General features: G+C 71.7%; 22 protein-coding genes. 9 read left to right on the plus strand and 13 right to left on the minus strand.

What is annotated here, in order from left to right; translation table 11 throughout:
• Positions 1-73: 73 nt before the first annotated feature.
• From AB0M59_RS26935 to AB0M59_RS26945, 3 genes are all read left to right on the plus strand, one after another.
• A complete protein-coding gene (locus tag AB0M59_RS26935; protein ID WP_364620033.1) occupies positions 74-982 on the plus strand; it encodes a sigma-70 family RNA polymerase sigma factor in 909 nt (302 codons plus the stop codon).
• On the plus strand, positions 982-1731 hold the full coding sequence (locus AB0M59_RS26940; protein ID WP_364620036.1) for a helix-turn-helix transcriptional regulator: 750 nt from the start codon (positions 982-984) through the stop codon (positions 1729-1731). Before AB0M59_RS26935 ends, AB0M59_RS26940 begins: the two co-directional genes overlap by 1 nt.
• A 108-nt stretch (positions 1732-1839) precedes the next feature.
• The gene (locus AB0M59_RS26945; protein WP_364620039.1) at positions 1840-2991 is read left to right on the plus strand and encodes a 4-hydroxybenzoate 3-monooxygenase; all 1152 of its coding nucleotides are present in this window, start codon (positions 1840-1842) and stop codon (positions 2989-2991) included.
• 252 nt (positions 2992-3243) lie between these two features.
• Here AB0M59_RS26945 and AB0M59_RS26950 read toward each other — a convergent pair whose 3' ends face one another.
• From AB0M59_RS26950 to AB0M59_RS26965, 4 genes are read right to left on the minus strand one after another with little or no spacing between them, the layout of a single operon-like run.
• Positions 3244-4107, minus strand: coding sequence for a LysR family transcriptional regulator (locus tag AB0M59_RS26950; protein ID WP_364620042.1), 864 nt, complete (start codon positions 4105-4107; stop codon positions 3244-3246).
• Between the two features lie 20 nt (positions 4108-4127).
• Positions 4128-4961 carry a fumarylacetoacetate hydrolase family protein gene (locus AB0M59_RS26955; RefSeq protein ID WP_364620045.1) on the minus strand — a complete coding sequence of 278 codons (834 nt, stop codon included), beginning with the start codon at positions 4959-4961 and terminating at the stop codon, positions 4128-4130.
• A gap of 3 nt (positions 4962-4964) precedes the next feature.
• Positions 4965-5837 (minus strand): fumarylacetoacetate hydrolase family protein, encoded by an 873-nt coding sequence (locus tag AB0M59_RS26960; protein WP_364620048.1) that lies wholly within the window; start codon positions 5835-5837, stop codon positions 4965-4967.
• Positions 5834-6403, minus strand: a complete 570-nt coding sequence (locus AB0M59_RS26965) for a carboxymuconolactone decarboxylase family protein (protein ID WP_364620051.1) — start codon at positions 6401-6403, stop codon at positions 5834-5836. The genes AB0M59_RS26960 and AB0M59_RS26965 overlap by 4 nt, the downstream gene beginning before the upstream one ends.
• Positions 6404-6523: 120 nt before the next feature.
• On the opposite strand from AB0M59_RS26965, the gene AB0M59_RS26970 reads away from it, so the two are divergent.
• The 4 genes from AB0M59_RS26970 to AB0M59_RS26985 are packed head-to-tail and all read left to right on the plus strand — an operon-like array spanning position 6524 to position 10014.
• Positions 6524-7261, plus strand: coding sequence for an SDR family oxidoreductase (locus AB0M59_RS26970; RefSeq protein ID WP_364620054.1), 738 nt, complete (start codon positions 6524-6526; stop codon positions 7259-7261).
• Positions 7262-7273: 12 nt separating this feature from the next.
• Positions 7274-8038, plus strand: coding sequence for an SDR family oxidoreductase (locus tag AB0M59_RS26975; RefSeq protein WP_364620057.1), 765 nt, complete (start codon positions 7274-7276; stop codon positions 8036-8038).
• Positions 8039-8059: 21 nt separating this feature from the next.
• Positions 8060-9319 (plus strand): amidohydrolase family protein, encoded by a 1260-nt coding sequence (locus tag AB0M59_RS26980; protein WP_364620060.1) that lies wholly within the window; start codon positions 8060-8062, stop codon positions 9317-9319.
• Positions 9316-10014 (plus strand): alpha/beta hydrolase, encoded by a 699-nt coding sequence (locus AB0M59_RS26985; protein ID WP_364620062.1) that lies wholly within the window; start codon positions 9316-9318, stop codon positions 10012-10014. Before AB0M59_RS26980 ends, AB0M59_RS26985 begins: the two co-directional genes overlap by 4 nt.
• An 88-nt stretch (positions 10015-10102) precedes the next feature.
• Here AB0M59_RS26985 and AB0M59_RS26990 read toward each other — a convergent pair whose 3' ends face one another.
• The gene (locus AB0M59_RS26990) at positions 10103-11899 is read right to left on the minus strand and encodes a glycoside hydrolase family 3 N-terminal domain-containing protein (RefSeq protein ID WP_364620065.1); all 1797 of its coding nucleotides are present in this window, start codon (positions 11897-11899) and stop codon (positions 10103-10105) included.
• Between the two features lie 59 nt (positions 11900-11958).
• Positions 11959-12744 carry an IclR family transcriptional regulator gene (locus tag AB0M59_RS26995; protein WP_364620067.1) on the minus strand — a complete coding sequence of 262 codons (786 nt, stop codon included), beginning with the start codon at positions 12742-12744 and terminating at the stop codon, positions 11959-11961.
• Positions 12745-12810: 66 nt separating this feature from the next.
• On the opposite strand from AB0M59_RS26995, the gene AB0M59_RS27000 reads away from it, so the two are divergent.
• Positions 12811-14076, plus strand: coding sequence for an MFS transporter (locus AB0M59_RS27000; protein ID WP_364620069.1), 1266 nt, complete (start codon positions 12811-12813; stop codon positions 14074-14076).
• A 58-nt stretch (positions 14077-14134) separates the two neighbouring features.
• Here AB0M59_RS27000 and AB0M59_RS27005 read toward each other — a convergent pair whose 3' ends face one another.
• The 6 genes from AB0M59_RS27005 to AB0M59_RS27030 form a co-directional block, all read right to left on the minus strand.
• A complete protein-coding gene (locus tag AB0M59_RS27005) occupies positions 14135-16009 on the minus strand; it encodes a Calx-beta domain-containing protein (RefSeq protein WP_364620071.1) in 1875 nt (624 codons plus the stop codon).
• A gap of 339 nt (positions 16010-16348) precedes the next feature.
• Positions 16349-19252 (minus strand): CBM35 domain-containing protein, encoded by a 2904-nt coding sequence (locus AB0M59_RS27010; RefSeq protein ID WP_364620073.1) that lies wholly within the window; start codon positions 19250-19252, stop codon positions 16349-16351.
• A 56-nt stretch (positions 19253-19308) separates the two neighbouring features.
• The gene (locus tag AB0M59_RS27015; RefSeq protein ID WP_364620076.1) at positions 19309-20187 is read right to left on the minus strand and encodes a carbohydrate ABC transporter permease; all 879 of its coding nucleotides are present in this window, start codon (positions 20185-20187) and stop codon (positions 19309-19311) included.
• Positions 20184-21149, minus strand: a complete 966-nt coding sequence (locus AB0M59_RS27020; RefSeq protein ID WP_364620078.1) for a sugar ABC transporter permease — start codon at positions 21147-21149, stop codon at positions 20184-20186. The genes AB0M59_RS27015 and AB0M59_RS27020 overlap by 4 nt, the downstream gene beginning before the upstream one ends.
• Positions 21146-22507 (minus strand): extracellular solute-binding protein, encoded by a 1362-nt coding sequence (locus AB0M59_RS27025; protein WP_364620081.1) that lies wholly within the window; start codon positions 22505-22507, stop codon positions 21146-21148. The genes AB0M59_RS27020 and AB0M59_RS27025 overlap by 4 nt, the downstream gene beginning before the upstream one ends.
• Positions 22507-24171, minus strand: a complete 1665-nt coding sequence (locus AB0M59_RS27030) for a glycoside hydrolase family 13 protein (RefSeq protein WP_364620083.1) — start codon at positions 24169-24171, stop codon at positions 22507-22509. The genes AB0M59_RS27025 and AB0M59_RS27030 overlap by 1 nt, the downstream gene beginning before the upstream one ends.
• A gap of 96 nt (positions 24172-24267) precedes the next feature.
• Here AB0M59_RS27030 and AB0M59_RS27035 point away from each other — a divergent pair, with 96 nt between their 5' ends.
• A complete protein-coding gene (locus AB0M59_RS27035) occupies positions 24268-25299 on the plus strand; it encodes a LacI family DNA-binding transcriptional regulator (RefSeq protein WP_364620086.1) in 1032 nt (343 codons plus the stop codon).
• A 27-nt stretch (positions 25300-25326) separates the two neighbouring features.
• Here the strand turns inward: AB0M59_RS27035 and AB0M59_RS27040 are convergent, their stop codons facing one another.
• Positions 25327-25674 carry a TraR/DksA C4-type zinc finger protein gene (locus tag AB0M59_RS27040; RefSeq protein ID WP_364620089.1) on the minus strand — a complete coding sequence of 116 codons (348 nt, stop codon included), beginning with the start codon at positions 25672-25674 and terminating at the stop codon, positions 25327-25329.
• Between the last annotated feature and the right edge of the window lie 33 nt (positions 25675-25707).

A 25707-nucleotide genomic window follows, 5' to 3' on the forward strand; every position in this document is an offset into this window, starting at 1 on the left:
CGATCCGGCGGGCATGGCGTGCGTCACACCGTCGTGTGAGTCACCGCGGACTCGGGCCGGGAAGAATGGACACGTGACCGACCTCGAGATCGAGCTGGCGCGCAGCGCACAGGCGGGCAGCGTCAGCGCTCTCGGGATGGTGCTCGCCCGGCACCAGGCCGGCATGCGCGCGGTGGCACTGAGCATCCTGGGCCACGGGCCGGACGCCGAAGACGCCCTGCAGGACGCCGCGCTGCTCGCGTTGCGCCGGATCGGAACCCTGCGCGACCCGGCCGCGGCCGGCCCGTGGCTGCACGCGATCGTCCGCAACGCCTGCCGCATACGCCTGCGCGCCGCGCGCCGGCTCGTGCCGGTCGCGGAGCCGCGACCGCCAGCCGATCCCGCGACTCCCGAACGCATCCTCGACGACCACGTGTCCCGTGACTGGATCTGGCACGCGATCGACCGGTTGTCCCCCGCGCTGCGGGAGGTGGTGTTGTTGCGCCACTTCAGCGACGTCACGTCGTACGAGCAGATCGCCGCCGCCTGCGAGCTTCCGGTCGGCACGGTGCGCAGCCGGCTGAACCAGGCGCGGGCGAAGTTGTCCGAGGCACTGCTGGCCACCGCCGACCTGGCGTACGACGACGCCGCCGCGCGCAACGCCGCCAGCGCGCGGGAGGCGGCCGACACGCTGGCCGCCGCCGGGCGCGGCGAGTTCGCCGGCGTCGTCGCCGACCGCTGGTCGCCCGGCATGCGCATGATCAGCGGTCAGGGCTACCGGGGCGGCGCGGACATGGCCGTGGCGGGCATGGAGATGGACCTGGCGTACGGCGTGCGGCAGCACCTCGTCCAGGCCGTCACCAGCCGCGACTTCACCGTGTGGGAGATGGAGATGGTCAGCCCGGCCCACGATCCCGAGCACTGCCCGCCGGCCGTGGTCTGGCTGATGGCGCACCCCGAAGGCCGGGTGGACCGCCTGCGGTTGTTCTTCCCGGCGAACTGATGCGGGAAGCCGGCCGACTTTCCACGACACCGGGGGGCGCCGGCCGGATTCCGCACGGCTACCACCTCGACGCCCATTCCCACCCCGACGGCCAGCTCGTGTACGCGGCCGCGGGCGTCCTGGCCACCACGACCGAGCAGGGCACCTGGGTGGCCCCGGCCAACCGCGTCACCTGGACACCGCCGGGTTTCGACCACGCCCACCGCTTCTACGGCGACACCGACGCCCGCCTGCTCGCCATCCCCGCCGACGAGTGCCGTGACCTCGTGCTGCGGCCCAGCGTGTTCGCGGTGAGCCCGCTGGTGCGCGAGGCGCTCCTCGCCCTCACGAGCGACAGCGGACGAAGTCCGGACGCCGAACGGCGGCTGCGCGCCGTCCTGATCGACGAGCTCGTCGAAGCCCCCGAACAGTCCTTGCACCTGCCCGAACCGCGCGACGACCGGCTGCTGGCCGTGACCGGGCTGCTGCACGCCGATCCCGGCCGCGGCGCCACCCTCGCCGAGCTCGGCCGGGCCGCCGGGGCGAGCGAGCGCACGCTGAGCCGCCTGTTCCACACCGAGCTCGGGATGAGCTTCCAGCGGTGGCGCACGATCCTGCGCATCCACCACGCCGTGCTCCACCTGACCGAGGGCCGATCGGTCACCGGCACCGCGATCGCCTGCGGCTGGGCCAATCCGTCCACGTTCATCGAAGCGTTCACCGCCGTCGTCGGCCAGACACCGGGGCGGTACCAGGCCGAACTGGGCTAGCCTCCGACGTGGCGGGTTTCCCTTATCTTGTGGCTGTCTATCGGTGGTCGGCAATCAGCTCGGAGATCACAGTGGTGATCGACAGCGATCTTCGAGCGAAGGACCAAGATGGCACAGGGGAACGAGACCACGGCCGTGGTCATCGTGGGCGGCGGAATCGCCGGCCTCGCACTCGGCACTTTCCTGCTGCGCAGCGGGATTCACTGCACGATCCTGGAAAAGCACAGCCGCGAACACGTCGAAAACCGGCAGCGCGCCGGAGCCTTGGACGCCCGCGGTGTGCGTCTGCTCCGGCGGTGGGGCGTCGAGGAGGTCGTCGAAGCGATCACCGGCGGCCCCGATGCCCCGGAGATGCCGCTGCTCATCGACGGCGAAGAGCGGCTCTGGAAGACCGACGATGGTGAAGACGACGCCGATGCGGCCTTCTGCCCGCAGCAGGTCCTCGTCCGCAACCTCATCAAGGTGTTCCTGCGCGACGGCGGCGATCTCCGGTTCGAGGCCGCGGATGTGTCCATAGTGGACATCGACACCGAGCACCCCTCGGTCCGCTACCGGAATCCCGCCGGTGCGGTGATGGTGATCGAGTGCGCCGTCGTCGCCGGCAGCGACGGCTACCACGGGGTCAGCAGGCCGACGATCCCGGAAGACGTGCTCGACTGCCACACCCACGAGTTCGGCTACGCGTGGCTGACGATCCTCGCGGAAGTCCCCGCGGACCCCCTGGCGGTGATGGCCGTGCACGCCCGCGGCTTCGCGGCGCAGATCACCCGCGGGCCCGGCGCGAGCCGCATCTACCTGCAGTGCCCGGTCACCGACACCGTCGACCGGTGGCCGGACGAGCGCGTCTGGGCCGAACTGGAAGCACGGTTCGGCCGTCCGTCCGCCCGCACGGGACCGATCGTGAGCAAGCAGATCGTGCCCCTGCGCGGCGTGGTGTTCAGCCCCATGAGCCACGGCCGGCTCCACCTCGTCGGGGACGCCGCCCGCCTCATCTCCCCGATGAGCGCCGAGGGGATGAGCCTGGCCCTGCACGACGCCGACGTGCTCGCCCGCGCGGTCGTCGAGTACGTCGGCAAGGGTGACGCCGGCCTGCTGGAGAAGTACTCCGACACCTGCCTGGACCACGTCTGGCGGCGCCAGGCCTCGGCGGTGTGGATGACCGAGACGATGCACGACTCCGGTGACGCCTCCTACGCGGGGGAATTCCGCAAGCGGATCGCCCGGGCGAACCTGGAGACCCTGGTGCGGCCCCCGGCCTGAGCATCCGGCACTCAGCGATTCCGGAGCTGAATCCGAGCACAACCATGCGTTGGACTCGTTACCTCCCCCGGGCCGATACTCGAGGCATGGCGGACACCGAAACCACCGATCTCATCCGGTTGCTGCGCCTGTTCGGGGTCCGCGCGCTCGCGCTGACGGCCGTCGCCGCGCTGGTCGGGTTCACCACCGTGGCACTGGCTTTGGGGCTCCTCGGATGCGCGCTGCTGTTCGCACCCGTCGGGCGCCGGGGGATTACGTCAGCAGATGCGTCAGCAACGCCCGAGCCGCCGGATTGGCCGGCTCCGGACCGCGGCCCACGAGGTGGATCGCGCGGCTGATGGCGGGCCGTTCGAAGCGCGCGAACGGCAGGCCGGACCGCTCCGCCACGGGCTGCGGCACGACCGACACCCCCAGCCCGGCCGCCACCAGCTCGACCAGCAGCGGCAGGTGCGTGGCCTCGCAGACCCGGTTCTGGCGCACTCCCGCGTCGGCGAAGCGGCTCGCCACCATCGCCTGGATGCCGCTGCCGCCGAACTCGACGAACGGCTCGTCGTCGAGTTCGGCGAGCCGCACGCGCCGCCGGCGTTCCCAGTGATGGCCCGGGTGGCTCAGCAGCACCAGCTGCTGGCTCCACTCCCGGAACCCGAACAGGTCACCGGCCAACGGCTGGTCGCCGGCGAGGAACGCCAGATCGAGCTCACCACTCGCGACGGCGGCCGCGAGACCGGGGACCGTGCCGTCGCGGACGTGCAGGCGGATACCCGGGTAGCGCTTCCGGAACTCGCCGAGCTTCGCCGGCAGGTCGAGCACGCTCAGCGCCTGGATCGTCCCGATCGACACCCGTCCGCTCGCCAGCCCGGCCAGCGCCGCGACCTCACCCCGCGCGGCGACGACGTCCGCGACGATCCGGTGCGCCAGGGGCACCAGCGCCCGCCCCGCCTCGCTCAGCGCCACCCGGCGCGTGGTGCGCTCGAAGAGCGGCAGTCCCAGCTCGGCCTCGAGCTTGCGGATCGACGCGCTCAACGCCGACTGCACCACGTGCACCTCCTGCGCCGCCGCGGTGAAACTCCCGCACCGCACCACCGCGAGGAAGTGCTCGACCTGCCTCAGCTCCATTCAGCAACGATAGTGCTCAATCAGCTTGGAGTAAGCACGCCGGCGCGGAACCGGGTGCGCAGTTCACCGAGGCCGTCGATGCGGCTGGTCAGCACGTCGTCCGGGGTCAGGTAGCGCGGTGGGGTCCGGCGGTTGCCCACGCCGGCCGGGGTGCCGGTGAAGATCAGGTCGCCGGGGAGCAGGGGGCACACCGCCGACAACCGGGCCACCAGGTCCGGGACGCCGAAGATCATGTCGCCGAGGGACGCCTTCTGCACCACTTCGTCGTTGAGCAGGCAGGTGATCGCGGCATCGGGGGCGAGCTCGGTGACCAGGTGCGGACCGGTCGGACCGAAACCGGGGAACGACTTGGCCAGCGAGAACTGCGGCGGCTTCCCGAGCGACTGGATCCGTCGCTCCGACAGGTCCTGGCCGATCATGAACCCGGCGACGTGCTCGAGTGCGCACTCCTCGGTGATCCGGTGGCCGCCCTTGCCGATCACCGCCACCAGTTCGACTTCCCAGTCGACGCGGTCGCCCGGCAACGAAACCGTCTCTTGTGGACCGGCGATGCAGGTCGGGAACTTGGTGAACACCAACGGATCCGCCGGGGGCCCGAACCCCGCCTCGGCCGCGTGCGGCGGATAGTTGAGCGCCACCGCGAACACCTGCCGGGGTCGCGGGACCGGCGGCCCGAGCCGAGCCGGGTCGACCAAGGAAGAGCCGGGCGGCGAGGTCCGGACCCACTCGGTGAACGCGGCCCAGTTCTCCAGGACGTCCATCGGGTCCGGGCCGAAGCCGCCGGCGTCGAAGACGTCGAGGGCTCGATCACCCGTGATCAGCGCGGCCCGGCCGCCGAGGTTCGCCAAGCGCATCCGTCACCGCCACTGGTCGGCGGCGGGCGGCGGGGTGCCGTGGGCGTCTTCCCACGAGACGACCCGGTTGCGGAGCACGCCGAGCTTCTCGATCTCGGCCTCGACCACGTCACCGGGCTTCAGGTAGTTCGAGAACGGGTCGTCGGTGCTCGCGGCGACGCCGGCGACCGTGCCGGTCGTGACGAGGTCGCCCGCGCTGTAGACCTGCGGCGAGTGGTACGCGACGAGCTGCGGGATCGAGACGGACATCCGGGCGGTGTTCGACTTCTGCCGCACCTGGCCGTTCACCCGCAGCTCCATGTCGAGGTCGTGCGGGTCGCCGACCTCGTCGGCGGTGACGATGTACGGGCCGATCGGGCAGAACGTGTCGATCGCCTTCGAGAACGAGAACACCCCCGACTCCATCTCGCGCCGCTGGATGTCGCGCGCGGTGATGTCGTTGAACACCAGGTACCCGGCGATGTGCTCGGCCGCCTGCTCGGCGGTGAAGAACTTCCCGGGCTTCCCGATCACGACGGCCATTTCGAGCTCGTAGTCCAGCTCGTTCGTCAAGTGCGACGGGTACACGATCGGGTCGCCGGGGCCGATGATCGCGTCGACGTTCTGGAAGAACACGATGCCCTTGTTGACCGGGTGCGACCAGCTGACGCGGGCGAGGTCGTCGTGGTGCTCGCGGAAGTTCCCCGCCGTGTGGAAGAACTTCTTCGGCACGATCGGCGCGCGCAGCCGGACTTCGGCGAGCCGGAAGCGCCGCCCGGTCTCGGGCACGCTCCCGCCGCGTTCGAAGAACTCGCGCGCCGAGGCGGTATCGAGTTCCAGGACCAGGTCGTCGGCGATGCGGCCGACCAGGCCGTCGTCGAAGGTCACGAGCTTCACGGGCGCTCCACGGGGACGGTGACTCGGAAGACGCGCAGCTGGAGAGCGAGCGTCGCGTAGTAGCCCACCAGCGTCGTCAGCTCCACGGCCACGCGGTTGCCAATGGTTGGCAAGACGTCGGTGTACGTCACGTCGTCGACGTCCTCGTCCCGCAGCAGCGCGAGCACGAACCGCAGGACCGCCGCTTCGACGGTGGAGAGGCCGTCCGGCAGCGTCAGCGCGCCGACCGCGGTGAGCTGGGCCTCCGTCGCCCCGGCCGCACGGGCGGCCGGTTCGTGCGCGTACCGCTCGAACGCGCAGTCCCACCGCGCCGTCACCGCCAGGATCGCCAGCTCCCGCGCCCGGTCACCGAGCGCGGTTTCGTACCGCACGGCCGCACCCAGCCCCTGCAGAGCCTGCCCGGTCGAGGGGGCGAACAGCATCGCGTTGAACGGCCCGGTCAGCACGCCCGCGGCGTCGGTGAGCGGGAACGGGCCGCCCGCGCGGGGACCACCGGCGATGGCGTCGTAGAGCGCGCGCTGGTCGTCGTCCAGGCCGGCCGGGGACAGGCGGGGCAGTCTCGTCATGCCCCGATCCCAGCAGCACGCCCGGCGCGGACGGGAGACCCTGCCATTGAATGACACATCCGTTCCGTGACGGCGAGCCGCGCCCTAGCGTCGCCGCCAGGTCGAGAGCAGGGAGCGGAAGTGGACTGGCTGGGTCTGCGGGGCAAGGGCGCGCTGGTCGCCGGCGCGGGCGGGATCGGCGGCGCGGCCGCGCTCGCGCTCGCCGAGGCCGGTGCGGACGTGGTCGTCGCCGACGTCGACGACCAGCGTCTCGACGAACTGGCGCAGAAGGGACTTCGCACGCTGCGCGCCGACCTCACCGACGCCGGCGGCGGGCGCGAATGCGTCACCCGCGCCGATGGATTGCTCGGCCGGCTGGACGTGTTCGTCCACGCCGTCGGCGTCAACGACCGGCGACCGGTCCTCGACACTCCGGACGACGTCTGGCGCCGGATCACCTCGGTCAACCTGGACAGCGCGTTCTGGACCGGCAAGGCGGCGGGCGCGCTGATGGTCGCCCGCGGGTACGGCCGGATCGTCTACCTGTCGTCGGTCTCCGGCCTGCTCGCCCACCCGCACCACGCGCCCTACGCCGCGAGCAAGGGCGCCGTCAACCAGCTGTGCCGGGTGATGGCCCGCGAGTGGGCGGCCTCGGGCGTCACGGTCAACGCCGTCGCGCCCGGCTACACCGAAACCGGCCTCACCCACGACCACCTCGGAAAGCCCGGCGTCCGCGACGGCCTCACCGCGCTCGTCCCGGCCGGGCGGCTCGGCACCCCGGCCGACCTGACCGGGCCGATCCTGTTCCTCTGCTCCGACCAAGCCGCCTTCGTCACGGGACACGTCCTGTACGCCGACGGCGGCCGCACCCTCGTCTGAAGGAGAACTTCCGTGCGCTTCACCGGCAAGACCGTCCTCGTCACCGGCGCCGGCACCGGGTTCGGCGCCGAGATCGCCGTCCGGGCCGCGACCGAGGGCGCCGACGTCGCCGTGCACTACCGCGGCTCGCGCGCCGGCGCCGAGCGCACCGCGGCCCGCGTCGAGGAGCTGGGCCGCAAGGCGTTCCTCGTCCAAGCCGACATCTCCGAGCACGCGCAGATCCGCCGGATGGCCGACGAGGTCTGGAGCCACTTCGGCCGGGTCGACGTCGCGGTCAACAACGTCGGCGACGTCGCCCGCGACCAGATGTCCTGGCGGGACCTCACCGAGGAGTCGGTCGACCACGTCCTCGCCGTCGACATCAAGGGCACGCTGCTGTGCACCCACGAGTTCGGCGACCGGATGCTCGCCCAGGGCGGCGGCGCGATCGTGAACATCGGCTCGACCGTCGTCGCGCGCGGCAGCGCCCGCGCCCCCCAGTACGCGGCGGCCAAGGCCGGGATCATCGGCCTGACCAAGTCCTACGCCCACGCCTTCGCCCCCACCGTGCGGGTGAACGTGTTCGCGCCCGGCTTCATCGAAACCGAAGCCACGCTCGGCCGTGAGGACTGGCGCACCGGCCGCGCCGAGAAGCTGCGGGACGCCACCCCGATGGGCCGGATCCCGCGGCCTGAGGAGCTCGCCGGGGCGGCGCTGTTCCTCGCCACCGAAGACGCCGGGCACATCACCGGCGGCTTCCTGGTCGCCGACGGCGGCTACACCATGCTCGGCGCATGATCTTCGGCCAGGAGGACGGACATGGCACCCAGAGTCGTTTTCACCGGCGGACGCGTCTTCGACGGCACCGGCTCCCCCGCGGTCCCGGGAGACGTCGTGGTCCGCGGCGACCGGATCGAGAGCGTCCGGCCCGGCGGCGGCACGGAAACCGGGCCGGACGACCGGGTGGTCGACTGCCGCGGCGCCACGGTCATGCCCGGCCTGGTCGAGTCGCACTGCCACCTGACGTTCCCGTCCGCGGTCGGCCACGTCGACCCGTCGTTCAACCCGCCGGTCGACGTCAGCTTCTTCCGGCACATGCCCAGCCCGGACGAACACCTGGCGATCGCCGAGCGCAACGCCCGGATCCTGCTCGACCACGGGTTCACCAGCGCCTACTCCGCCGGCTCGCTCACCCCGGTGCCCACCGAGGTGCGGGTGCGCGACCGGATCGCCGCCGGCCTGGCCGCCGGGCCGCGGATGCGGGCCGCGTCCTTCGAACGGGACAACAACCCGGTCCGGATGGGCCCCGGCGGGCCCGCCCCGCAGGAGACCGGCCCGGCCGCCGTGCGCGCGTTCATCCGCGAACAGGCGGACCTCGGCTTCGACAGCGTCAAGCTGCTGATGAGCAACGACGACGTCTTCTTCGAGGGCGGCTCGATGGTCACCCAGTACAGCGCCGAGGAGGCGAACGCCGCCGGCGAGCAAGCCCGCGAGTCCGGCGTGTGGCTCAACTGCCACGCCCAGTCCCCCGAGTCGATCAAGCTGGCCGTGCGGGCCGGGTTCCGCTCCATCTACCACTGCTCCTACGCCGACCAAGAGGCCATCGACCTCCTGGAAGCGCACAAAGACACGATCTTCCTCTCCCCCGCCGTCGGCATCATGTGGGCCAACGTGCACGAGGGCGCCGAGTTCGGCATCGACACCGCGATGGCCGAGAAGATGGGCTCGGTGAAGTCCCTCGAAGCGATGGAACGGCTCTACCCCGAGCTGCGCAAGCGCGGGCTGCGGGTGCTGCCCGGCGGCGACTACGGGTTCCCGAACAACCCCATCGGCCGCAACGCACGTGACCTCGAGCTGTTCGTCCGGCTCTTCGGCTACTCCCCCGCCGAAGCCTTGCGCGCGACCACTTTCCACGGTGGCGAGGTGATGGATCTGCCGGTCGGGCTGCTCACCGAGGGCTACTTCGCCGACGTCCTCGTCGTGCGCGGCGACCCCACCGAGGACGTCACGCTGCTGCAGGACCCCGCCAACCTGGCGGTGATCATGCAGGGCGGCCGGTTCCACAAGGCGAGCGCGTGATCTACCGCGAGGTGCCGGGCTTCCGGCCCCTGGAACTGGACCTGACCGAGCCGGACGACCCGGTCGCGACCATCGTGTACCTGCACGGCGGCGGCTGGCGGCGCGGCTCCCGGCACGCTTCCCTCCCCGGCTTCGAGTCGTTGACCGAAGACCTGGTGGCCCAGGGTTTCCGGGTCGCCGCGACCGACTACCGGCTCAGCGGGGAGGCGATCTTCCCGGCACCCCTGGACGACGTGCGGGCCGCGATCGACTTCGTGCGCGATGGCAAGCCGCTGTTCGTCTGGGGCGAGTCGGCCGGCGCGCACCTCGGTCTGCTGGCCGCACTGACCGGGTCCGAAGTGGACGGTGTGGTCGCGTGGTTCCCGCCGACCGACCTGCTCGGCCTGACCGGCGACGTCTCCCGCGAAACGCTCCTGCTGGGGGCATCGCCGCGGTCGGCACCGGAACTCGCACGGGAGGCGAGCCCGCTGACGCACGCCCACGCCGCCGCGCCGCCGATCCTGCTGATGCACGGCGAGGACGACGACCTGGTGCCCGCCGCGCAGAGCGTCCGGCTCGCCGAGGCACTGCGGGACGTGGGCGCGCCGGTGGAGCTGCACCTGGTCCCCAGCGCCCGGCACCGCTGGACGGGCGCCGATCCCGCGGCCGTGGTGGCCACCTCCGTCAAGTTCCTACGGGCCGCACTGCCCCGGTGACGAGGCCGACGGCCCACCGCACCGGCGGGATCGCGGGCGCGGTGACGTCCTGAATGACTCATTCAGGTCTCCGGAGGTCCTGAATGACTCATTCAAGACCTTTGCCGGGGCCCTGGGGCAGACGGGCGTCAGGGCTTTCGGGAGCGCGGGCGGTGTGCCCGAGCGGGAACAACGGGTCCGCGGTGCCGCCCGGCCGGTCCTCCGGGTGGGCTTCGACGGCGGCCATGGACGACGGCAGCTCGATCGGCAGCCGCCCCTCGGCGGTGGCGTGGCCGAAGACGACGTCGAGGACGGCGTCGTCGGCCGCGCCGAAGTCGGCCAGCAGGGTGGCCGCGTGCTCGGCGAGTTCCGGGAGGACGGCGGCCCGGTCGAGGAAGACGTCGACGATCGTCGGCACGGTCGCCGCGAGCGCCGGCAGGTGCTCACGGCGATCCTCCGGTAAGTCCAGCCGACCCTGGTGGAAAAAGGCGTCGGGAAGACGATGTCTCGGTTCGTACGGCGTCCCGATCCGCACCAGCGCCGCGTCCGCCTCGGTCGGTGAATCCACAATGGACGCATAGCGACCGGCGACCTCGGGATCGATTCCCTCGACGTAGAGCCGGATCCCGGGTTCCAGCGGAAGAGAGCCGCTGAGCAGCACCATCGACCGGCGTTGCGCGTCGGCTCCGGCGGCGGTGAAGTCGGCCCGGCCGACCGTGGCGACCGCGTGTGCTTCGTCGACGTACGGGTTCTCGAACAGCCCGAGCCGGACCATCAGCGCCAGCACGCGACCGGCCGACTCGTCGATCCGTGCTTCGGGCACCCGGCCCGACTCCACCAAGCCGACGACGACGTCCGGGCACCACTCGCCGCCGAACTGGTCGACGCCCGCGTCGAGCAGCCGCAGCACGCGCCCGGCGACGTCGAGGTGCTCGGCACCCCACGCCCGGGCGGGCCAGACCGAGCCGTCCGGCAGCGTCACGTCGGTGAGCAGCCCGAAGTCGGTGCACACGAGGCCGTCGAAGCTTTCGTCGCGCCGCAGCTGCCCGGCGATCACCTCGCGGTCGAAGGCGAAGCCGACTCCGGCGAGCCCCGGGACACCGACCGGACGGCCGTAGTAGGGCATCACCGCGGCCGCCCCGGCCCGCAGTGCCGGGCGGAAGACCTCGCGGTGCTGCGCGTAGCGACCGTCCGGGTAGACCTGGTCCTTGCCGCCCGGGAAGTGCGCGTCCTCGCCGCCGGCCTGCGGACCGGCGCCCGGCCAGTGCTTGACCATCGCCGCGACCGACTCCGGTCCCAACTCCCTGCCCTGCAACCCTTCGACGTACGCGGCGGCCAGCCGGGCGACGACGTCGGGATCGGCCCCGAACGTCCCGGCCGTCCGGCACCACCGCGGTTCGCTGGCCAGGTCGGCCATCGGGTGCAGCGCCAGCCGGATGCCGACGGCCGTGTACTCGGCGCGCACCACTTCGGCGAAGGACCGCACGGTGTCGTCGTCGGCCAGCGCTCCGAAGCCGAGCGGCTCGGGCCAGCGGGAACAGCCGCCGGAGGGCACCGACGTCAGCGGGTTCTCATTGGCCGAGTGCCGCGGGTCCGACGAAACCAGCACCGGGATGCCGAGCCGGCTGCCCGCCGCGAGCCGCTGGATCTCGTTGTGCCACCGGGCGAGCGGCCCCGCCGGGACCGGCGCCATCAGCGACAGGCAGCGGACGTGCCGGTCCCGCAGCACTTCCGTCGTCGGGGCGGTGGGCAGCGGCCCGGCCTGCTCTTCGACGAAACCACCGTCGGGAGTGACGGCCACCGGCGCGTGGAACAGCAGCCCGGCCTTCTCCGGCAGGGTCATCCGGGCGAGCAGGTCGCGGACGCGGTCGTCGGCGGGCCGCGCCGGATCCTGGTACGGGAACATGCGGCCGAGCATGACCGCGGGCCCGGGCCGAACCCATCGGTGTGCCATTCAATGGCAGATCAGCGTGCTCCCAGCTCACGGGAGATGCCCCGCGCGGCCGTCTGGACGGCGAGGCCGAGGTGGCGCGGCCGGGCCACCCGCTTGGGCACGAGCACCCCGAGGACGCCGGCGAGGACGTCATCGCGCCCGAAGATCGGCGCGGCCACCGAGACGATCGCCTCGGTCTCGTCCTGGCGGCGGAAGATCGCCAGCCGTTCCCGCCGGACCTCGGCCAGCGTGCGGCGCAGCTTGTCGGCGGGGATCAGTTGGTTGTCCGGCTCGCTGTAGACCGGCTTCGCCAGCAGCTCTTCCTGGACCTCGCGCGGCGCGAACGCCAGCAGGGCCAGGCCGACGCCGGTGGAGTGCAGCGGCAGCCGGCCGCCGGTGCGGTAGTCGACCGGCGCGGCCTGGTGGCCGGAGAGCCGTTCCACGAGCAGCGCCTGCATGCCGTCGCGGACGGCGAGCTGGACGTGCTGGTGGGTGACCTCGGCCAGGTCGTTCATGAACGGCAGCGCCACCTGCCGCAGCCCGTGTCCCCGCGGGGCGAGGGTGGCGACCTCCAGCAGCCGCAGCCCGACGCAGAACCGCCCGGCGTCGTCGCGCTCGAGGGCACCCCACTCCCGCAACCGGTTCGCCAGCCGCAGCGCCGAGCTGGGCGGCATCTCGCAGCGGCGGCTCAGCTCGGCCAGCGACAGCACGCGGTGCTCGGCGTCGAACGCGTCCAGCAGCGACAGCGCCCGGTCGACGACGGGCTCGCCCTGCGCCGGACGGCGGCCCCGCCGCCTCGGCGTTCCATTGGTCGGCACGCTTGCTGACGGTACCCGGGGTCGCTGGTCATCCTTCCCGGCAACCGTGGCGAAAGGTGCCCGACGATGAGTGCTTCCCTCGAGACCACCCCGGCCGGACCCGGCTCCGCCGTCCCCCGCCGGGGGTTCCTGTTCTTCCTCGGCCTCGCGGCCGTCGGCGCCGCGATGGCGAACCTGGTCCCCGCCGTGCTGACCCTGTCCCTGAAGGCCACCGAGCTCGACGCCGCCCGCGCGACGACCACGGTTTCCGTGGTGACCGGGGTCGGCGCGCTGGCGTCGCTGGTGGCGTTCCCGCTGCTGGGCCGGCTCAGCGACCGCACGACCGGCCGGCTCGGCCGGCGTCGGCCGTTCCTCCTGCTGGGTGCGGCGCTGTTCGCCGTCGGAGCCGTGGTCATGCTCGTCGCCGGCAGCACGCCGCTGCTGACCCTGGCCGCGGTCGCGACGTTCACCGGGTTCAGCTCGGTGACCGTCGCCTGCACCGCGGTGCTGGCCGACCAGCTGCCGCCGCACCGGCGCGGGCCCGCGTCCGCCGTGCTCGGGCTGAGCCTGCCGCTCGGCGCCGTCATCGGCCTGTTCGTGGCCCAGCTGGTCGCGCCGGACCTCGCCTTGATGATCCTCCTGCCCGCGGCGGCGGCGATCGCGGGAACGCTGCTGCTGTTCGGTTTCCTCACCGACACACCGATTTCGGACCGGCCGCCGTTCGACGCGCGTGAGCTGCTGCGGACGTTCTGGGTGAGCCCGCGCCGCCGCCCCGACTTCGCGTGGGCGTGGGCGAGCCGGTTGCTGGTGTTCCTCGGCGTCGCGGCGATCCAGGCGTACCAGACCTTCTACCTCATCCTCGTGCTGCACTTCCGGCCCGACGAGGTCGCCGGCGCGGTGTTCCTGTCCACATTGGTCTTGACGGCGGCCGCCGTCGTATTCGCTCCGATCGCGGGCAAGCTGTCCGACCGCGTCCGCCGGCGCAAGCCGTTCGTCATCGCCTCGGCGCTGATCTTCGCGGTGGGCCTGCTGCTGGCCGCGTTCGCCGGCTCGTTCCCGGCGTTCCTGGTCGCCGTCGGCGTCGTCGGCCTCGGGCAGGGCGTCTACCTGAGCGTGGACATCGCGCTCGTCACCCAGCTCGTCCCCGACCCGGCCAACCCGGCGAAGGACCTCGGCCTGATGAACATCGCGAACACGCTGCCCAGCTCACTGGTGCCCGCCGTCGCCCCGGCCGTCCTGGCGATCGGCGCGACGCCGGACGCACCTCGGAACTTCGCCGCGTTGTTCGTCTTCGGCGCTGTCGCGGGGCTTCTCGGCGCGGCGCTGGTCCTGCCGATCCGCAAGGTGGCGTGACGCCGGTCCGAAAGCCCGGGGCGGGCGGGGGTCCGCCCGCCCCGGGTGGTTCACCGGATCAGCGCCGGCAGGGGTTGCCCGCCGGGTGCGCGGCGCTGCCGTGCACGTCGGCCTGGGACTCCGCCAGCACGATCTTCGCCAGCGCGGTGTCCAGCGCGACCGCCTGCTGCTTCACGACGCCGTTGACCACGGTCTGGCCGTTCAGCTTCAGCGAGCCGATCACCAGCGGGATGGTCAGCGGTGCCGAGCCGACCGTGACCGCGAGGCCGTTGATCTTCAGCGAGGCGATGTTCGAGCTGCCGGTCAGCACCGGGGCGAGCCCGCCCGTGGCCGGCTGGCACGTCGCCGCCGCCTGGGACTGGATCACGCCCAGCTCGATCGTCAGCCCGATCGTGCTGATCACCGTCTTGTCGATCTTCGCCGAGGCCTGCGCGTGGTCACCGGCCGCCGGGGCCGCGGACTGGTTGTCCGGGGTCAGGTCGGTCGAAGAGGTCAGCGCGTGGGTCTGCACCTTGATCAGGCCGGCGTTGAGCGTCGCGTCGAGGACGGTCTTGTTGTCGTCGGCGCAGGGCAGGTTCTGCGGGTTCGCCACGGCGGCGGTGATACCGAGGACGTTCGCCGCGGTGCCGGTGCAGGAGAAGGCGCCGTCACGGTCGTCGTCGACGATCGTGCCGATGCCCGTCGGGTCGACCAGCCCGGCGCCGGCCGGGGCCGAGAGGTTCACGGTGAACGTCTCGTTCGGCTCGTCGACGGTGTCCGGGTTGACCAGGACCGTCACCGGCTTGGCCGTCTCACCCGGCGCGAAGGTGACGTTCCCACTGGCGGCGGCGTAGTCGGCCGGCGCGGTGGCGGTGCCGTTCGCGGTGGCGTAGTGCACGGTCACCGGGTTCGGGCTGGTTCCACCGAGCAGCGACACGGTGAAGGTGGCCGGCACCGGCGCGCCGCCGGAGCCTTCGTCCACCGTGACGTCGTTGATGCTCAGGCCGAGCACGCGCACGGTGGTCGTCTCGACGAAGCCGCGGGACACGCCGTCGACCAGGTAGTCGACCGAGCAGTGGTAGGTGCCGGGTGCCGCGCTCGCCGCGGCGGCGATCGTCTCGGTGAACGTCGCGACGTCACCGCTGGTCACCTTGGCGCTCGCCGGCGCGTTGGTGAGCGTCAGCTGCGGGTCGCAGGTGGTGACGTGCGGGGTCACCGTCACCTCGATGGACTTGATGCCGTCCAGGATGGCCTGGGACACCTGGTTCGAGGGGACGTTGTTGAGCAGCACGCCACCGGTGGCTTCGGTGATCGCCGTGGCCTGGCCGTCGAAGTCGAGGGCGCCGACGTTGACCGCGACCACGCGGATGTTCGCCGCCTTGAGCGCGGCGATCGTGTCGGCCAGGGAGTGCCCGCCGCTGGGGTCGTGCGACGGCGCGTCGCCGAACCAGGCGACGATGCGGGTGCCGTCGGGACGGAAGGTGACCGCGCCGGTGGCCAGTTCGTAGAGCGCGTTGAGGTCCGCTTCGGGGGTGTCGCCGCCGCCGGAGGCCACCCACTGGTTCGTGCCCGCCTGGATCGCGCCGGTGTCCGCGGTGATCCCCTGGTTGACCTTGAACGGCACGGAGTCGGTGAAGTCCTTGTACTCCGCGACGCCGAACTGGGCGGTCGGCTGCGCGGCGAGCACGTCCCCGGTGATGGCGTTGGCGTTGGTGCGGACGTTGGTGATGGCGCCGCCCATGCTGCCGGTGGTGTCGGCGAGCAGGACGAGGTCGGGGTTCGGCGGGACGGCGGAGGTGGTGACGTGCTTGGTGACGGTGGTGCTCTGCCCGGCGGCGAGCGTGAGGTCGACGGTGGCGGGGTCGACCCCCGGCGGCGCTGCGGCCGCCACCGCCGTCGGGGCCAGCAGCGCTCCGACGGCGGTGAGGGCGACGAACACTGATCTTCGCGACATGGTCTTCCCTTCGAGCACCGGCGGACGGCCGGATTCGGTGTGGGGTGCCTGGGGAAGACGAAACGCGCGAGGATTTGTTAGCCGGGCCGGCGAACGTCACCGGAGTGCCCTGTGTCAAGGGGCTCAACGAGCTACCGGCGTGCGCGCCGGCCCACGCAGACCATGTCGGAATGCTCCGAAAGATCGGACACCGCCGGGAGTGCGTCACACTTCGGAGCGACGGGAATGGCGCGTTCCGGCACCATGCGTATCGCCTGGTCGGCGGATTTGCCGCGATTTTTGCTCTTCGTCGCGCGAATTACCACCGAATGTCGTAACGCGGCCCGGTGCTCCCCCGGGTCAGAACCCCGAGTTCCCCGGCCCCCGGACGAGGGTGAAGCCGCCCGGGTTGGTCAGCCCGCCGGAGGCCGCGCCCGTGACCGACGTGTTCGACACCGAGCCCGATCCCGCCGAGCCGAGGTCGATCCCGTAGGTCCCGGCCCCGGTGATGGTCACCTTGTCCAGGCTGAGCTGGGTGACCTTCCGGCCGACGGTGCCGGCGCCCGGGTCGAGGCGCTCGTCGGTGACCTGGATCGCCTGCCGGATGGTGTCGGTGATCGTCAGGTCCGTCACCACGACCGGCGCGCTGATGTCCTTCGTCAACGCGAAGATCTGCAGCGCTCCGAACGGCTTCTTCCAGTTGGGCTCGTCCCCGCCGGTGCGGGTCAAGGTGTTGCGCCTGATCGCCGTGGTCCCGCTGAACGCCACCGGGTCGAAGCGGGTGCTCACCGCGATGCCCGACGACGCCGCGACGGTGTCGCTGATCAGGTTGTCCTCCGCGCGGTTGCTCGTGCCGCCGTAGATGCCGATGCCGTTCGCCAGCATGGGCGACTGCACGGTATTCGCGGTGAACGCGCCGTTCGTGACGGCGTTGCCTTCGGAGTACATCGCCAGCGCGTCGTCCCCGGTGTTGCGCAGCACCGACTGGTCCACGCGGACGTTGTTCGTGACGCCGTTCTTGGCGTGGATGTTCACGCCGTCCGCGTAGGTGTCCCGGATGCGCAGACCCGCGGCGTACAGGCCGTCCGTCCCGGAGTCGGGCCAGAGCCCGACCTTCGTGTGCTCGATCCAGATGTTCTGCAGCAGCGACCCCGTGCCGAAGTCGCCTTCGAGGGCGGCGTTGCCGTTCGTGTCGTCCCGGGTGCGGTTGTCGCCGAAGATCGCCAGGTCGGCGATCGTCACGTGGGAACCCGTGGCGAAGAAGCCGCCTTTGAGGCCGGTGCCCTGGAGCACCGAAGACCACGGTCCCGCGCCGAAGATCTTCACGTTCGCGACACTGATCGGCGCGCTGATCCGGAACGTCCCCGCCGGGACGAAGAGCGGCTTGTTCTGCGACTGGGCCGCCGCGATGGCGGAGGTGATCGCGGAAGTGGCGTCGGAGCCGTTGTTCGGCACGGCGCCGTACGAGGTGATCGACAGCGAGCCGGCCGGCGCGGGCGCGGCGGCGGGAGCCTGTTCGGCGTCGACGAGGTCGACGTCGATGGTCGACGTCGCGCTCGAGTCCTTCTGGAGCTTCAGCACGGTGCCGGCCGGGAAGTCGCCGATCGTGGTGCGGACCTCGTCGAAGAACCGGTGCGCCAGGCCCTGCGACGGTGTGTTGCTGAACGGGTAGTCACCGTAGACCCAGCTGTACTGCGAGGTGAGCGTGAGGTCCTTGACCTTCGCGCCGTTCGCGTAGAGCGCCAGCGGGGCGGTGCTGCCGGTTCCGTCGGCCGAGTCGGGGATCGAAAAACGCACCACGAGCGCGTTCGCCGGTTTCGTGAGGGTGACGGCGACCGACTGGCCGGTGCCGCTCAGCCGCACCGCGCGGCGGCCACTGGCTTCCGAGGACACCGTGCGGTAGGTGCGGTCGGCGGCCGGTGTGGTCGCGCCGCCGGAGAGGGTTCCGGCTTCGGCCTCGTACTCGGTGTACGACGTGGTCGCGCCGCGGGTGGCGGCCGCGGTCTCGCCGCCGACGGTGACGCTGTCGACGAGCACGTCACCGCCGGTCGCGGAGGTGCTCGCGAGACCGAGCGTGTTCAGGCCCGCGCGCAGGGGCACCGACACGGTCGTGGTGCGCCAGCCGGTGCCCGAGCTCAGGGACACACTGCCGGCGTCCTGCCCGTTGGCCGAGACCGCGAGCACCCGGTTGGCGCCGCTGCTGTTGGCGAACCGCACGGTGGCCGTCGCGGTGCCCGCCGACGGCATCACGACGGTCCGGATGACCCGCGCACCGACGTGGTCGAAGCCGGAGACGTAACCCGGGCCGTTGTACCCGGGAGTCGCGATGGCGGCGATCGCGCCGGAGGACAGGAACCCGCCTTCCGCTTCGCCGGGACCGGCGGGAGTGTTCGTGCTCGCCGAGACGGTCAGGCTGTCGAGGTTGAGGTTCCCGCTGTCGGTGGTGTCGTAGAGGTAGGCGACGGTGTGAGCACCGGTGGACAGCGTCACCGTCTCGGTCGCGGTGGCCCAGGTGTCCCAATCGGGCGTCGTGGGGAACGAGACCTGCCGCACCTTCACGCCGTCGATCAGCAGGGAAAGCGTTTGCGTAGCGCCGCTCCCATTGGCGTAGCGCACGGCGAGGTTCGTGGCGCCCGTGGCCGTCACCGAAAAGGTCGTCTTGGCGTTACCGCGGTTACCGTCGGTGTACCCGCCGACGAACCCGCTGCCGGTGTAGCCCGCGTGGTCGGTCGCCACGGCCGCGCCGCCCGCCAGAACGGCGGACTCCGCTTCCAGGGCACCCGATTCGCCGGTCGACCCGGCGGTCACGTCGAGGTAGTCGAGGTTGACGTTGCCGTTGTCGGCTGTACCGAAGGAGTAGGCGACGTGGTGAGTGCCGGACGACAGCGTGGCGGTGGTGGTCGCCTGGCCCCAGGTGTCCCAGTTCGCCGTTGCGGGCAGGGAAATCTGACGGGTGGCGCCGTCGATCGACAGCGACAGCGTCCGGGTGGCACCGGTGCCGTTGGCGTAGCCGAGGACGAGCGTGGTCGAACCGCCGGTCGAGGTGACTGCGAAATCGGTCTTGGCGGCGCCGCGGTTGCCGTCGACGTACCCGCCGACGAACCGGCCGCCACTCGCGCCGGGGTGATCGCTCTGGGCCACCGCACCGCCGGACAGCGCGGCCGATTCGGCTTCCAGCCGGGTGGTTGCCGCACCGGCCGGTGGGGCGAGGGCGAACGTCGCGACGACCGCGACCGCGGCGAGGAGTGAGAACGGTTTTCTCATGGGTCGCTCCCGAGGTGGGCTGCCGGACCACGTCGTCGTGGCCGGGTGGAACGGGGTCAGCCTTTGACCGCGCCGCTGAGCGCGTCGCCGCGCAGCACCAGGCGCTGGAACACGAGGAACAGGGCCACCGGGATGACCGTGGCGATGGCCAGTGCGGCCAGGAAGACGTCGAGCTCGACGAAGGTCTGCAACGCCGGCAGCCGCACCGACAGCGGCTGCACCGCCGGGTCGGGCAGCACGAGCATGGGCCAGAGGAAGTCCTTCCAGGACGCGATCACGGCGAACACCGAGACCACGCCGAGGATCGGCTTCGACATCGGCAGCACGACCGAGACGAAGATGCGCACCGGCCCGGCACCGTCCACCCGGGCCGCTTCGAAGACCTCGCGCGGCAGGTTCGCGAAGAACCGTTGCACGAGGATGACGTTGAACGCGTTGGCCCCCGCGGGCAGCCACACCGCCCAGAACGTGTTGATCAGCGACGTGTGCAGCAGCGGGGTGTCGACCATGCTCAGGTACAGGGGCACCAGCAGCACCACCGACGGCACGAACAGCGTCGCCATGACGATCGCGGTGACGACCTTGTGGTAACGCGGTTTCAGGACGGCGAGGGCGTAGCCGGTGGTCGTGGCGACGAGCAGCTGGACCAGCCAGGCGCCGAGCGCCACCCAGACCGTGTTGAGGAAGTACTTGCCGACCTCGACGCGGGTCCACGCCGTGACCAGGTTGGCGAAGTCGATGCCGTGCGGCCACAGCGCCAGCGGGTCGCGCAGGGTGTCCTGGGTCGGCGTGACCGCGGCCTTGGCCAGCCACAGCAGCGGGCCGAGACCCGCCGCGAACAACGCGGCCAGCAGCGCGCCTTGCAGGCCCCGGGTGAGCCGTCGCACCCCCGGCCGGCGCCATTCCGTGGGAGCGATGAGTCCGCGGTCGCTCATGAACTGCTCCAGGACCGGGTGAGCCGCAGGAACACGGCGGAGAAGACGGCCAGGGTCCCGGCGAGCAGGACGCTGAGCGCGGTGGCCGCGCCGTAGTCGCCGCCGAGGCTGTCGGCGAAGGCGTAGTTGTAAATGAGCAGCAGGATGGTCGTGGTCGCGTGTGCCGGGCCGCCGCCGGTGAACAGGAACGGCTCGAGGAACACCTGCGTGGTGCCGATGATCTGCAGGATGAACGTCGTCAGCAGCACCCCCCGCAGGTGCGGCAGCGTCACGTGCCAGACCTTGCCGCGGATGCCCGCGCCGTCGAGTTCGGCGGCTTCGTAGAGCTCCGGCGGGACGCTGGTGAGCGCGGCGAGGTAGATGATCACCGTGCTGCCGGCCGCGGCCCAGGTGGCCTCGATGACCAGCGAACCCATCGCCGTCGACGCGGACTGCAGCCACGGCACCGGCCCGATCCCCACCAGGCCGAGGATCTTGTTGAACAGGCCGTCCGGGCCGGCGTCGTAGAACACCTTCCACAGCAGCACGGCCACGACCGGCGGGATCACCACCGGCAGGTAGGCCAGCGCGCTGAACAGGCCGCGGCCCTTGCGGACCTCGCTCATCAGGACGGCCAGCGCGAGCGGGACGGGGTAGCCGATCAGCAGCGCCAGCAGGGCGAACAGGCCGGTGTTGCCGACGGCCGTCCAGAACATCGGGTCGGTGAGCACGGTCCGGTAGTTGTCCAGGCCCACGAACTCCGGCGCGGTGACGAGGTTGGTCCGCTGGAAGCTCATCAGGGCGGACTTGCCGATGGGCAGCCAGGCGAAGAGCCCGAAGACGAACAGCGCCGGGAGGAGGAACAGGACCGGGGCGAGGCCGCCGCGGCGCGCCCACCGCAGCGGCGTCCGCCGGGGACGGCAGGCGCGCTCCCGGGCCGGCGCGGGCGGGTCGGCGAGCCGGGGTGGCGCCGCGGTGGTCACGGCCGGTCCAGCAGGGCCTGCACCTGGGCCTGGGCGTCCGCGAGCAGCGCGTTGACGTCGGCGTCCCGGTCGGTGAGGACCTTCTGCACGACGGTGTCCAGCACGCCGTAGACCTTCTGGGTCGCGCGGGTGGGCTCGGGCAGCAGCGGCCGGCCGAACATCCGGCTGGTGTACGGGGTCATCTGCGACAGCGGCACGTTGACGTACTGGCCGATCCACCGCAGCCGCTCGTCGTAGGTGGCCTTGTCGAACACCGGCAGCTCGGGCGAGCCGACCGCCTGCTTGGCGTCCGCGTTCGTCTTCGCGTCGGCCTGGGCCGCGGCCTGGTCGGTCAGCTTGCGCAGGTAGTAGAAGTCGATCCACTTCACCGCCGCGGCTTGGGTCTTCTTCGACGCCTTGACGTTGACGACCGCGAGGGTGCCGCCGCCGAGGGCGCCGGCGTCCGGTCCGGTGAGCGGCACCGCGGTCACGCCGTAGTCGGCGGGCTTGATCGCGTTCTGGGCGAGCAGGTCCTTGTAGTTGCCGCCGCCGGAGACGTACATGCCGATCCGGCCGGCGGCGAAGTCCTGGTTGATGCCGTTCCAGTCGTAGAGGAAGTTCGCGCCCATGCTGTTGTCGTCCCACCGCATCGCGCGCAGGTTCTGCAGCACCTGCCGCAGCTGCGGCGTGTCGACGGTGGCGGTGGCCTTGTCCCCGTCGAGCTTCTCGGTGCGGCCGCCGAACGCGTAGTCCTGCGTGACGAGGATCCAGCCGCCGGTGTTGTCCTTGGTCATCTGGGCGTAGCCGGCGGCGCCGGTGCGCTCCGCGATCTGCTTCGCGGCGGCACGCACTTCGTCCCAGGTGGACGGTGGCTTGTCCGGGTCGAGACCGGCCTGCTTGAACAGCGTGCGGTTGTAGTGCAGGGCCTGGGTGTAGGCCGCGATCGGGATCGCTTCCTGCTTCCCCTGGGCGTCTTGGCCCGTCTTCGCGACCTCCGGGTTGAACTTCCCGGCGTAGGGCAGCTGGGCGACGTCGGCGCTGATGTCGGCGATCTGGTGGCGCTCGATCAGGCCGCGCCCGTCGGTGAACGGGACGGTCAGCACGTCCGGCAGCGTGCCGCCGGCCAGCTGCGCGGTGAACTTCGTGGGATCCCACTTGAACTCCTGGACCGCCAGGTCGATTCCGGGGTTCGCCTGCTCGAACTGGGTGACGCGGGCGGTGAACGCGTCGACCGCGCTCTTGTCCTGGCCTGGTTCGAGGGAGACCTTGACGACGGTCTTCCCGTCGACGGCGGTGTCGCCGCTGTCGGTGCCGCAGGCCGCGAGCACGGTGAGCCCGAGCGCGGCGGCGAGGACGGTGGCGAAGGTTTTCGAGGACATCAGTGTCCCTCCTTTTCCTGAAGGCGCAACCAGACGGCCGTGTCGGCGGGCAGCAGCCCACCGGAAAGCTCACCGCTGCTCAGCAGGACCTCCGCCCGCGGCAGCGGCTGGGGCTCGGCGGAGAAGTTGATCAGGCACGCGAAATCTTCACCGCGGCGGAAGCCGAGCACGCCCTTTTGCGTTTCCAGCCAGGCGAAGTCCTCGCCGATCAGCGCCGGGGTGGTGCGGCGCAGCTCCAGGGCGACACGGTAGAGCGTCAGCATCGACGTGGGCGTGTTCTCTTGGCGCCGCACCGAAAGCCCGGCCCACTCCGGCGGCTGGGGCAGCCACGCCGTCGCCTCCGGGTCGACGCTGAAGCCGTGGCTGGCCCCGCTTTCGCTCCACGGCAACGGGACCCGGCAGCCGTCCCGGCCGGGGTCGGCGCCCCCGGTGCGCAGGAAGACCGGGTCTTGGCGGGCTTCGGCCGGCAGGTCGTCCACTTCGGGCAGACCGAGCTCGTCACCCTGGTAGATGTAGAGGGAACCGGGCAGGGCCGCCGACAGCAGCGCCGCGGCGCGCGCCCGGCGCCGGCCGAGGCCGAGGTCCGTCGGGACGCCGAAGGTGCGGGCGTGCAGGAACGAGCTGTCCTCGCGCCCGTAGCGGGTGACCGGCCGGGTGACGTCGTGGTTGGACAGCACCCACGTCGGCGCGGCCAGCACCGGCCGGTGGCTGGCGAGGGTCTCCGCGATCGACTCCCGCAGCTGCTCCGCGTCCCACGGGCGGCGCATGAAGTCGAAGTTGAACGCGCTGTGCATCTCGTCCGGGCGCAGGTAGCGCGCGAACCGGGCCGGGTCGTCCAGCCACACTTCGCCGATCAGCACGCGCTTTTCCGGGTAGGAATCGGCGACGGCCCGCCAGGAACAGTAGATCTGGTGCACCTCGTCCCGGTCGACGAACGGGTGCGTACTCCCTTCATCCAGCTCCGGCAGCGCAGGATCTTTGACCGGCATGGTCGCGGAGTCGATCCGCACACCGGCCACGCCGCGGTCGAACCAGAAGCGCAGGACGTCCTCGTGCTCGCGCCGCACCTGCGGGTGGCTCCAGTTCAGGTCGGGCTGCTCCGGCGCGAACAGGTGCAGGTACCACTCCCCCGGCCGCCCGTCCGGTTCCGTCACGCGGGTCCAGGCCGGCCCGCCGAACGTCGACGGCCAGTCGGTCGGCGGCAGCTCGCCGTGCGCGCCACGGCCCTCGCGGAACCAGAACCGTTGCCGCTGCAGGGACCCTGGTCCGGCGGCCACCGCCTCCCGGAACCACGCGTGCTGGTCCGAGACGTGGTTCGGGACGACGTCCACAATGGTCCGGATGCCGTGTTCGCGAGCCTCCGCGATGAGCGCTTCGGCCTCGGCGAGCGTGCCGAACGCGGGGTCGATCGCCCGGTAGTCGGCCACGTCGTAGCCGCCGTCGGCCAGGGGCGAGGCGTACCAAGGGGTGAACCACAGGGCGTCGACCCCGAGCGAGGCCAAGTACGGCAGGCGGGACCGGACACCCGCGAGGTCGCCGGTGCCGTCGCCGTCGCCGTCGGCGAAACTGCGCGGGTACACCTGGTACACCACGGCGGTGCGCCACCACCGGTCCGACCCGGTTTCCCGCGGCGCGGCCACGGCCGGTGAGCTGAGCGTCGTCAACGGTCCCCCTCGAAGGGTTTAGCGCTATACCTGATGGCAGGACGGTAATCTGCGCTTGATACGCTGTCAACACTCGAGCCGGGAAGGACGGTGCGCGTGCGGGTCACACTGCGAGAGGTCGCCGAAGAGGCGGGCGTCAGCATGATGACCGTGTCGAACGTGATGAACGGCAAGGCGGCGCGGGTTTCGCCCGCCACGCGGGATCGCGTGCACCGGATCGCCACGGACATGGGGTACGTGCCCAGCGCGTCGGCGCGCAGCCTCGCCAGCAGCTCCTCGAAGCTGATCGGCTTGCTGGTGCCCGCGGCCGACGAAGACAGCCTCATGATCAGCCCGCACCACATGGCGATCGCGGGGCACGTCGAACGGGAGCTGCGGAAGTCCGGCTACCACCTGCTGCTCCGCGGCATCGCGCGCCTCGACGAGGTCACCGAGGCACTGCACTCGTGGAGCCTCGACGGCGCGATCCTGCTCGGGTTCGTCGACGAGCAGATCGACAAGCTGACCAAGGCCACCGCCGGCCCGGTCCCGATGGTCGCGATCGACAGCTACTCCCGCAACCGGCTCACCACGGGGCCGCGGTCCGACGACTTCGTCGGCGCCCGCCTAGCCGCCGAGCACCTGCTCGGGCTGGGCCACCGGGCCGTCGTGTTCGCCGGGCCCGAGTTCGGCCGGGCCGGCGTCGTCCGCGAACGCTTCGACGGGTTCCGCGCGGCGTTCACCGACGCCGGGGTGACGTGGGACCCCGGCTTGGTCGAGGTCGTCAACACCACGCACGACGAGGGGTTCGCGTGCGGCCAGACGCTACTGGAGCGTCACCCGGGCGCGACGGCCGTGTTCGCCACGGCGGACGTCCTGGCGGTCGGGATCATGGAGGGCCTGGCGGCGGCGGGCGCGGCCGTCCCCGGCGACGTGTCCGTCGTCGGCTTCGACGACCTGGAGTTCAGCAAGTACGTCACGCCGAAGCTCACCACCGTCACCCAGGACATCGGCCGCAAGGGAGCGACGGCGGTGGCGATGCTGGTGGCGGCGATCGAGCAGCGCACCCGCTCGCGCCGGCCGATCACCCTGGACGTCACCCTCACCGTCCGCGACTCGACGGCCCCGCCGAAGAAACACCGCCGGTGATCCGGCCGGCCCACCGGTCGGCGGGAGTCACAGCCGGTTCGCGCAGGTGATGCAGATCCGCGTGGCCGGCAGGGCCGTCAGCCGGCCTTCGGCGATCGGGCCGCCGCACCGTTCGCACACCTCGTAGACGCCGGCGAGCACCCGCTCGGCGGCCCGCGCGAGCGCCGTCAGATCGTCCTGGGCCTGCCGCAGCAGCGCCTGGACCTGCGCCCGCTCGAAGGCGATGGTGACGCCTTCCGGGTCGTGTTCGTCGTCACCGCTGGTGAACTCCGACGCCGCCACGATCTCGTCCCGCTGCCGCGCCAGCGCCGCGGCCAATCGCGCGGTCTCGGCCCGGGCCCGCTCGATCAGCTCCGTCGCGACACGCTCGTCCATGGCGGACGCCGACCTCCTCCGACAGCCACTGCG

The organism is Amycolatopsis sp. NPDC051371, from assembly GCF_040682155.1.
Taxonomy (GTDB): Bacteria; Actinomycetota; Actinomycetes; order Mycobacteriales; family Pseudonocardiaceae; genus Amycolatopsis.

What these genes read in the sequence shown, in the direction of transcription:
- AB0M59_RS26950 (WP_364620042.1), bottom strand. Translation starts at nt 4,107, where the DNA reads ATGGAGCTGAGGCAGGTCGAGCACTTCCTCGCGGTGGTGCGGTGCGGG.
- AB0M59_RS26965 (WP_364620051.1), bottom strand. Translation starts at nt 6,403, where the DNA reads ATGACGAGACTGCCCCGCCTGTCCCCGGCCGGCCTGGACGACGACCAG.
- AB0M59_RS26940 (WP_364620036.1), top strand. Translation starts at nt 982, where the DNA reads ATGCGGGAAGCCGGCCGACTTTCCACGACACCGGGGGGCGCCGGCCGG.
- AB0M59_RS27005 (WP_364620071.1), bottom strand. Translation starts at nt 16,009, where the DNA reads ATGTCGCGAAGATCAGTGTTCGTCGCCCTCACCGCCGTCGGAGCGCTG.
- AB0M59_RS27010 (WP_364620073.1), bottom strand. Translation starts at nt 19,252, where the DNA reads ATGAGAAAACCGTTCTCACTCCTCGCCGCGGTCGCGGTCGTCGCGACG.
- AB0M59_RS26955 (WP_364620045.1), bottom strand. Translation starts at nt 4,961, where the DNA reads ATGCGCTTGGCGAACCTCGGCGGCCGGGCCGCGCTGATCACGGGTGAT.
- AB0M59_RS27000 (WP_364620069.1), top strand. Translation starts at nt 12,811, where the DNA reads ATGAGTGCTTCCCTCGAGACCACCCCGGCCGGACCCGGCTCCGCCGTC.
- AB0M59_RS27025 (WP_364620081.1), bottom strand. Translation starts at nt 22,507, where the DNA reads ATGTCCTCGAAAACCTTCGCCACCGTCCTCGCCGCCGCGCTCGGGCTC.
- AB0M59_RS26945 (WP_364620039.1), top strand. Translation starts at nt 1,840, where the DNA reads ATGGCACAGGGGAACGAGACCACGGCCGTGGTCATCGTGGGCGGCGGA.
- AB0M59_RS26990 (WP_364620065.1), bottom strand. Translation starts at nt 11,899, where the DNA reads ATGTTCCCGTACCAGGATCCGGCGCGGCCCGCCGACGACCGCGTCCGC.
- AB0M59_RS27040 (WP_364620089.1), bottom strand. Translation starts at nt 25,674, where the DNA reads ATGGACGAGCGTGTCGCGACGGAGCTGATCGAGCGGGCCCGGGCCGAG.
- AB0M59_RS26980 (WP_364620060.1), top strand. Translation starts at nt 8,060, where the DNA reads ATGGCACCCAGAGTCGTTTTCACCGGCGGACGCGTCTTCGACGGCACC.
- AB0M59_RS27015 (WP_364620076.1), bottom strand. Translation starts at nt 20,187, where the DNA reads ATGAGCGACCGCGGACTCATCGCTCCCACGGAATGGCGCCGGCCGGGG.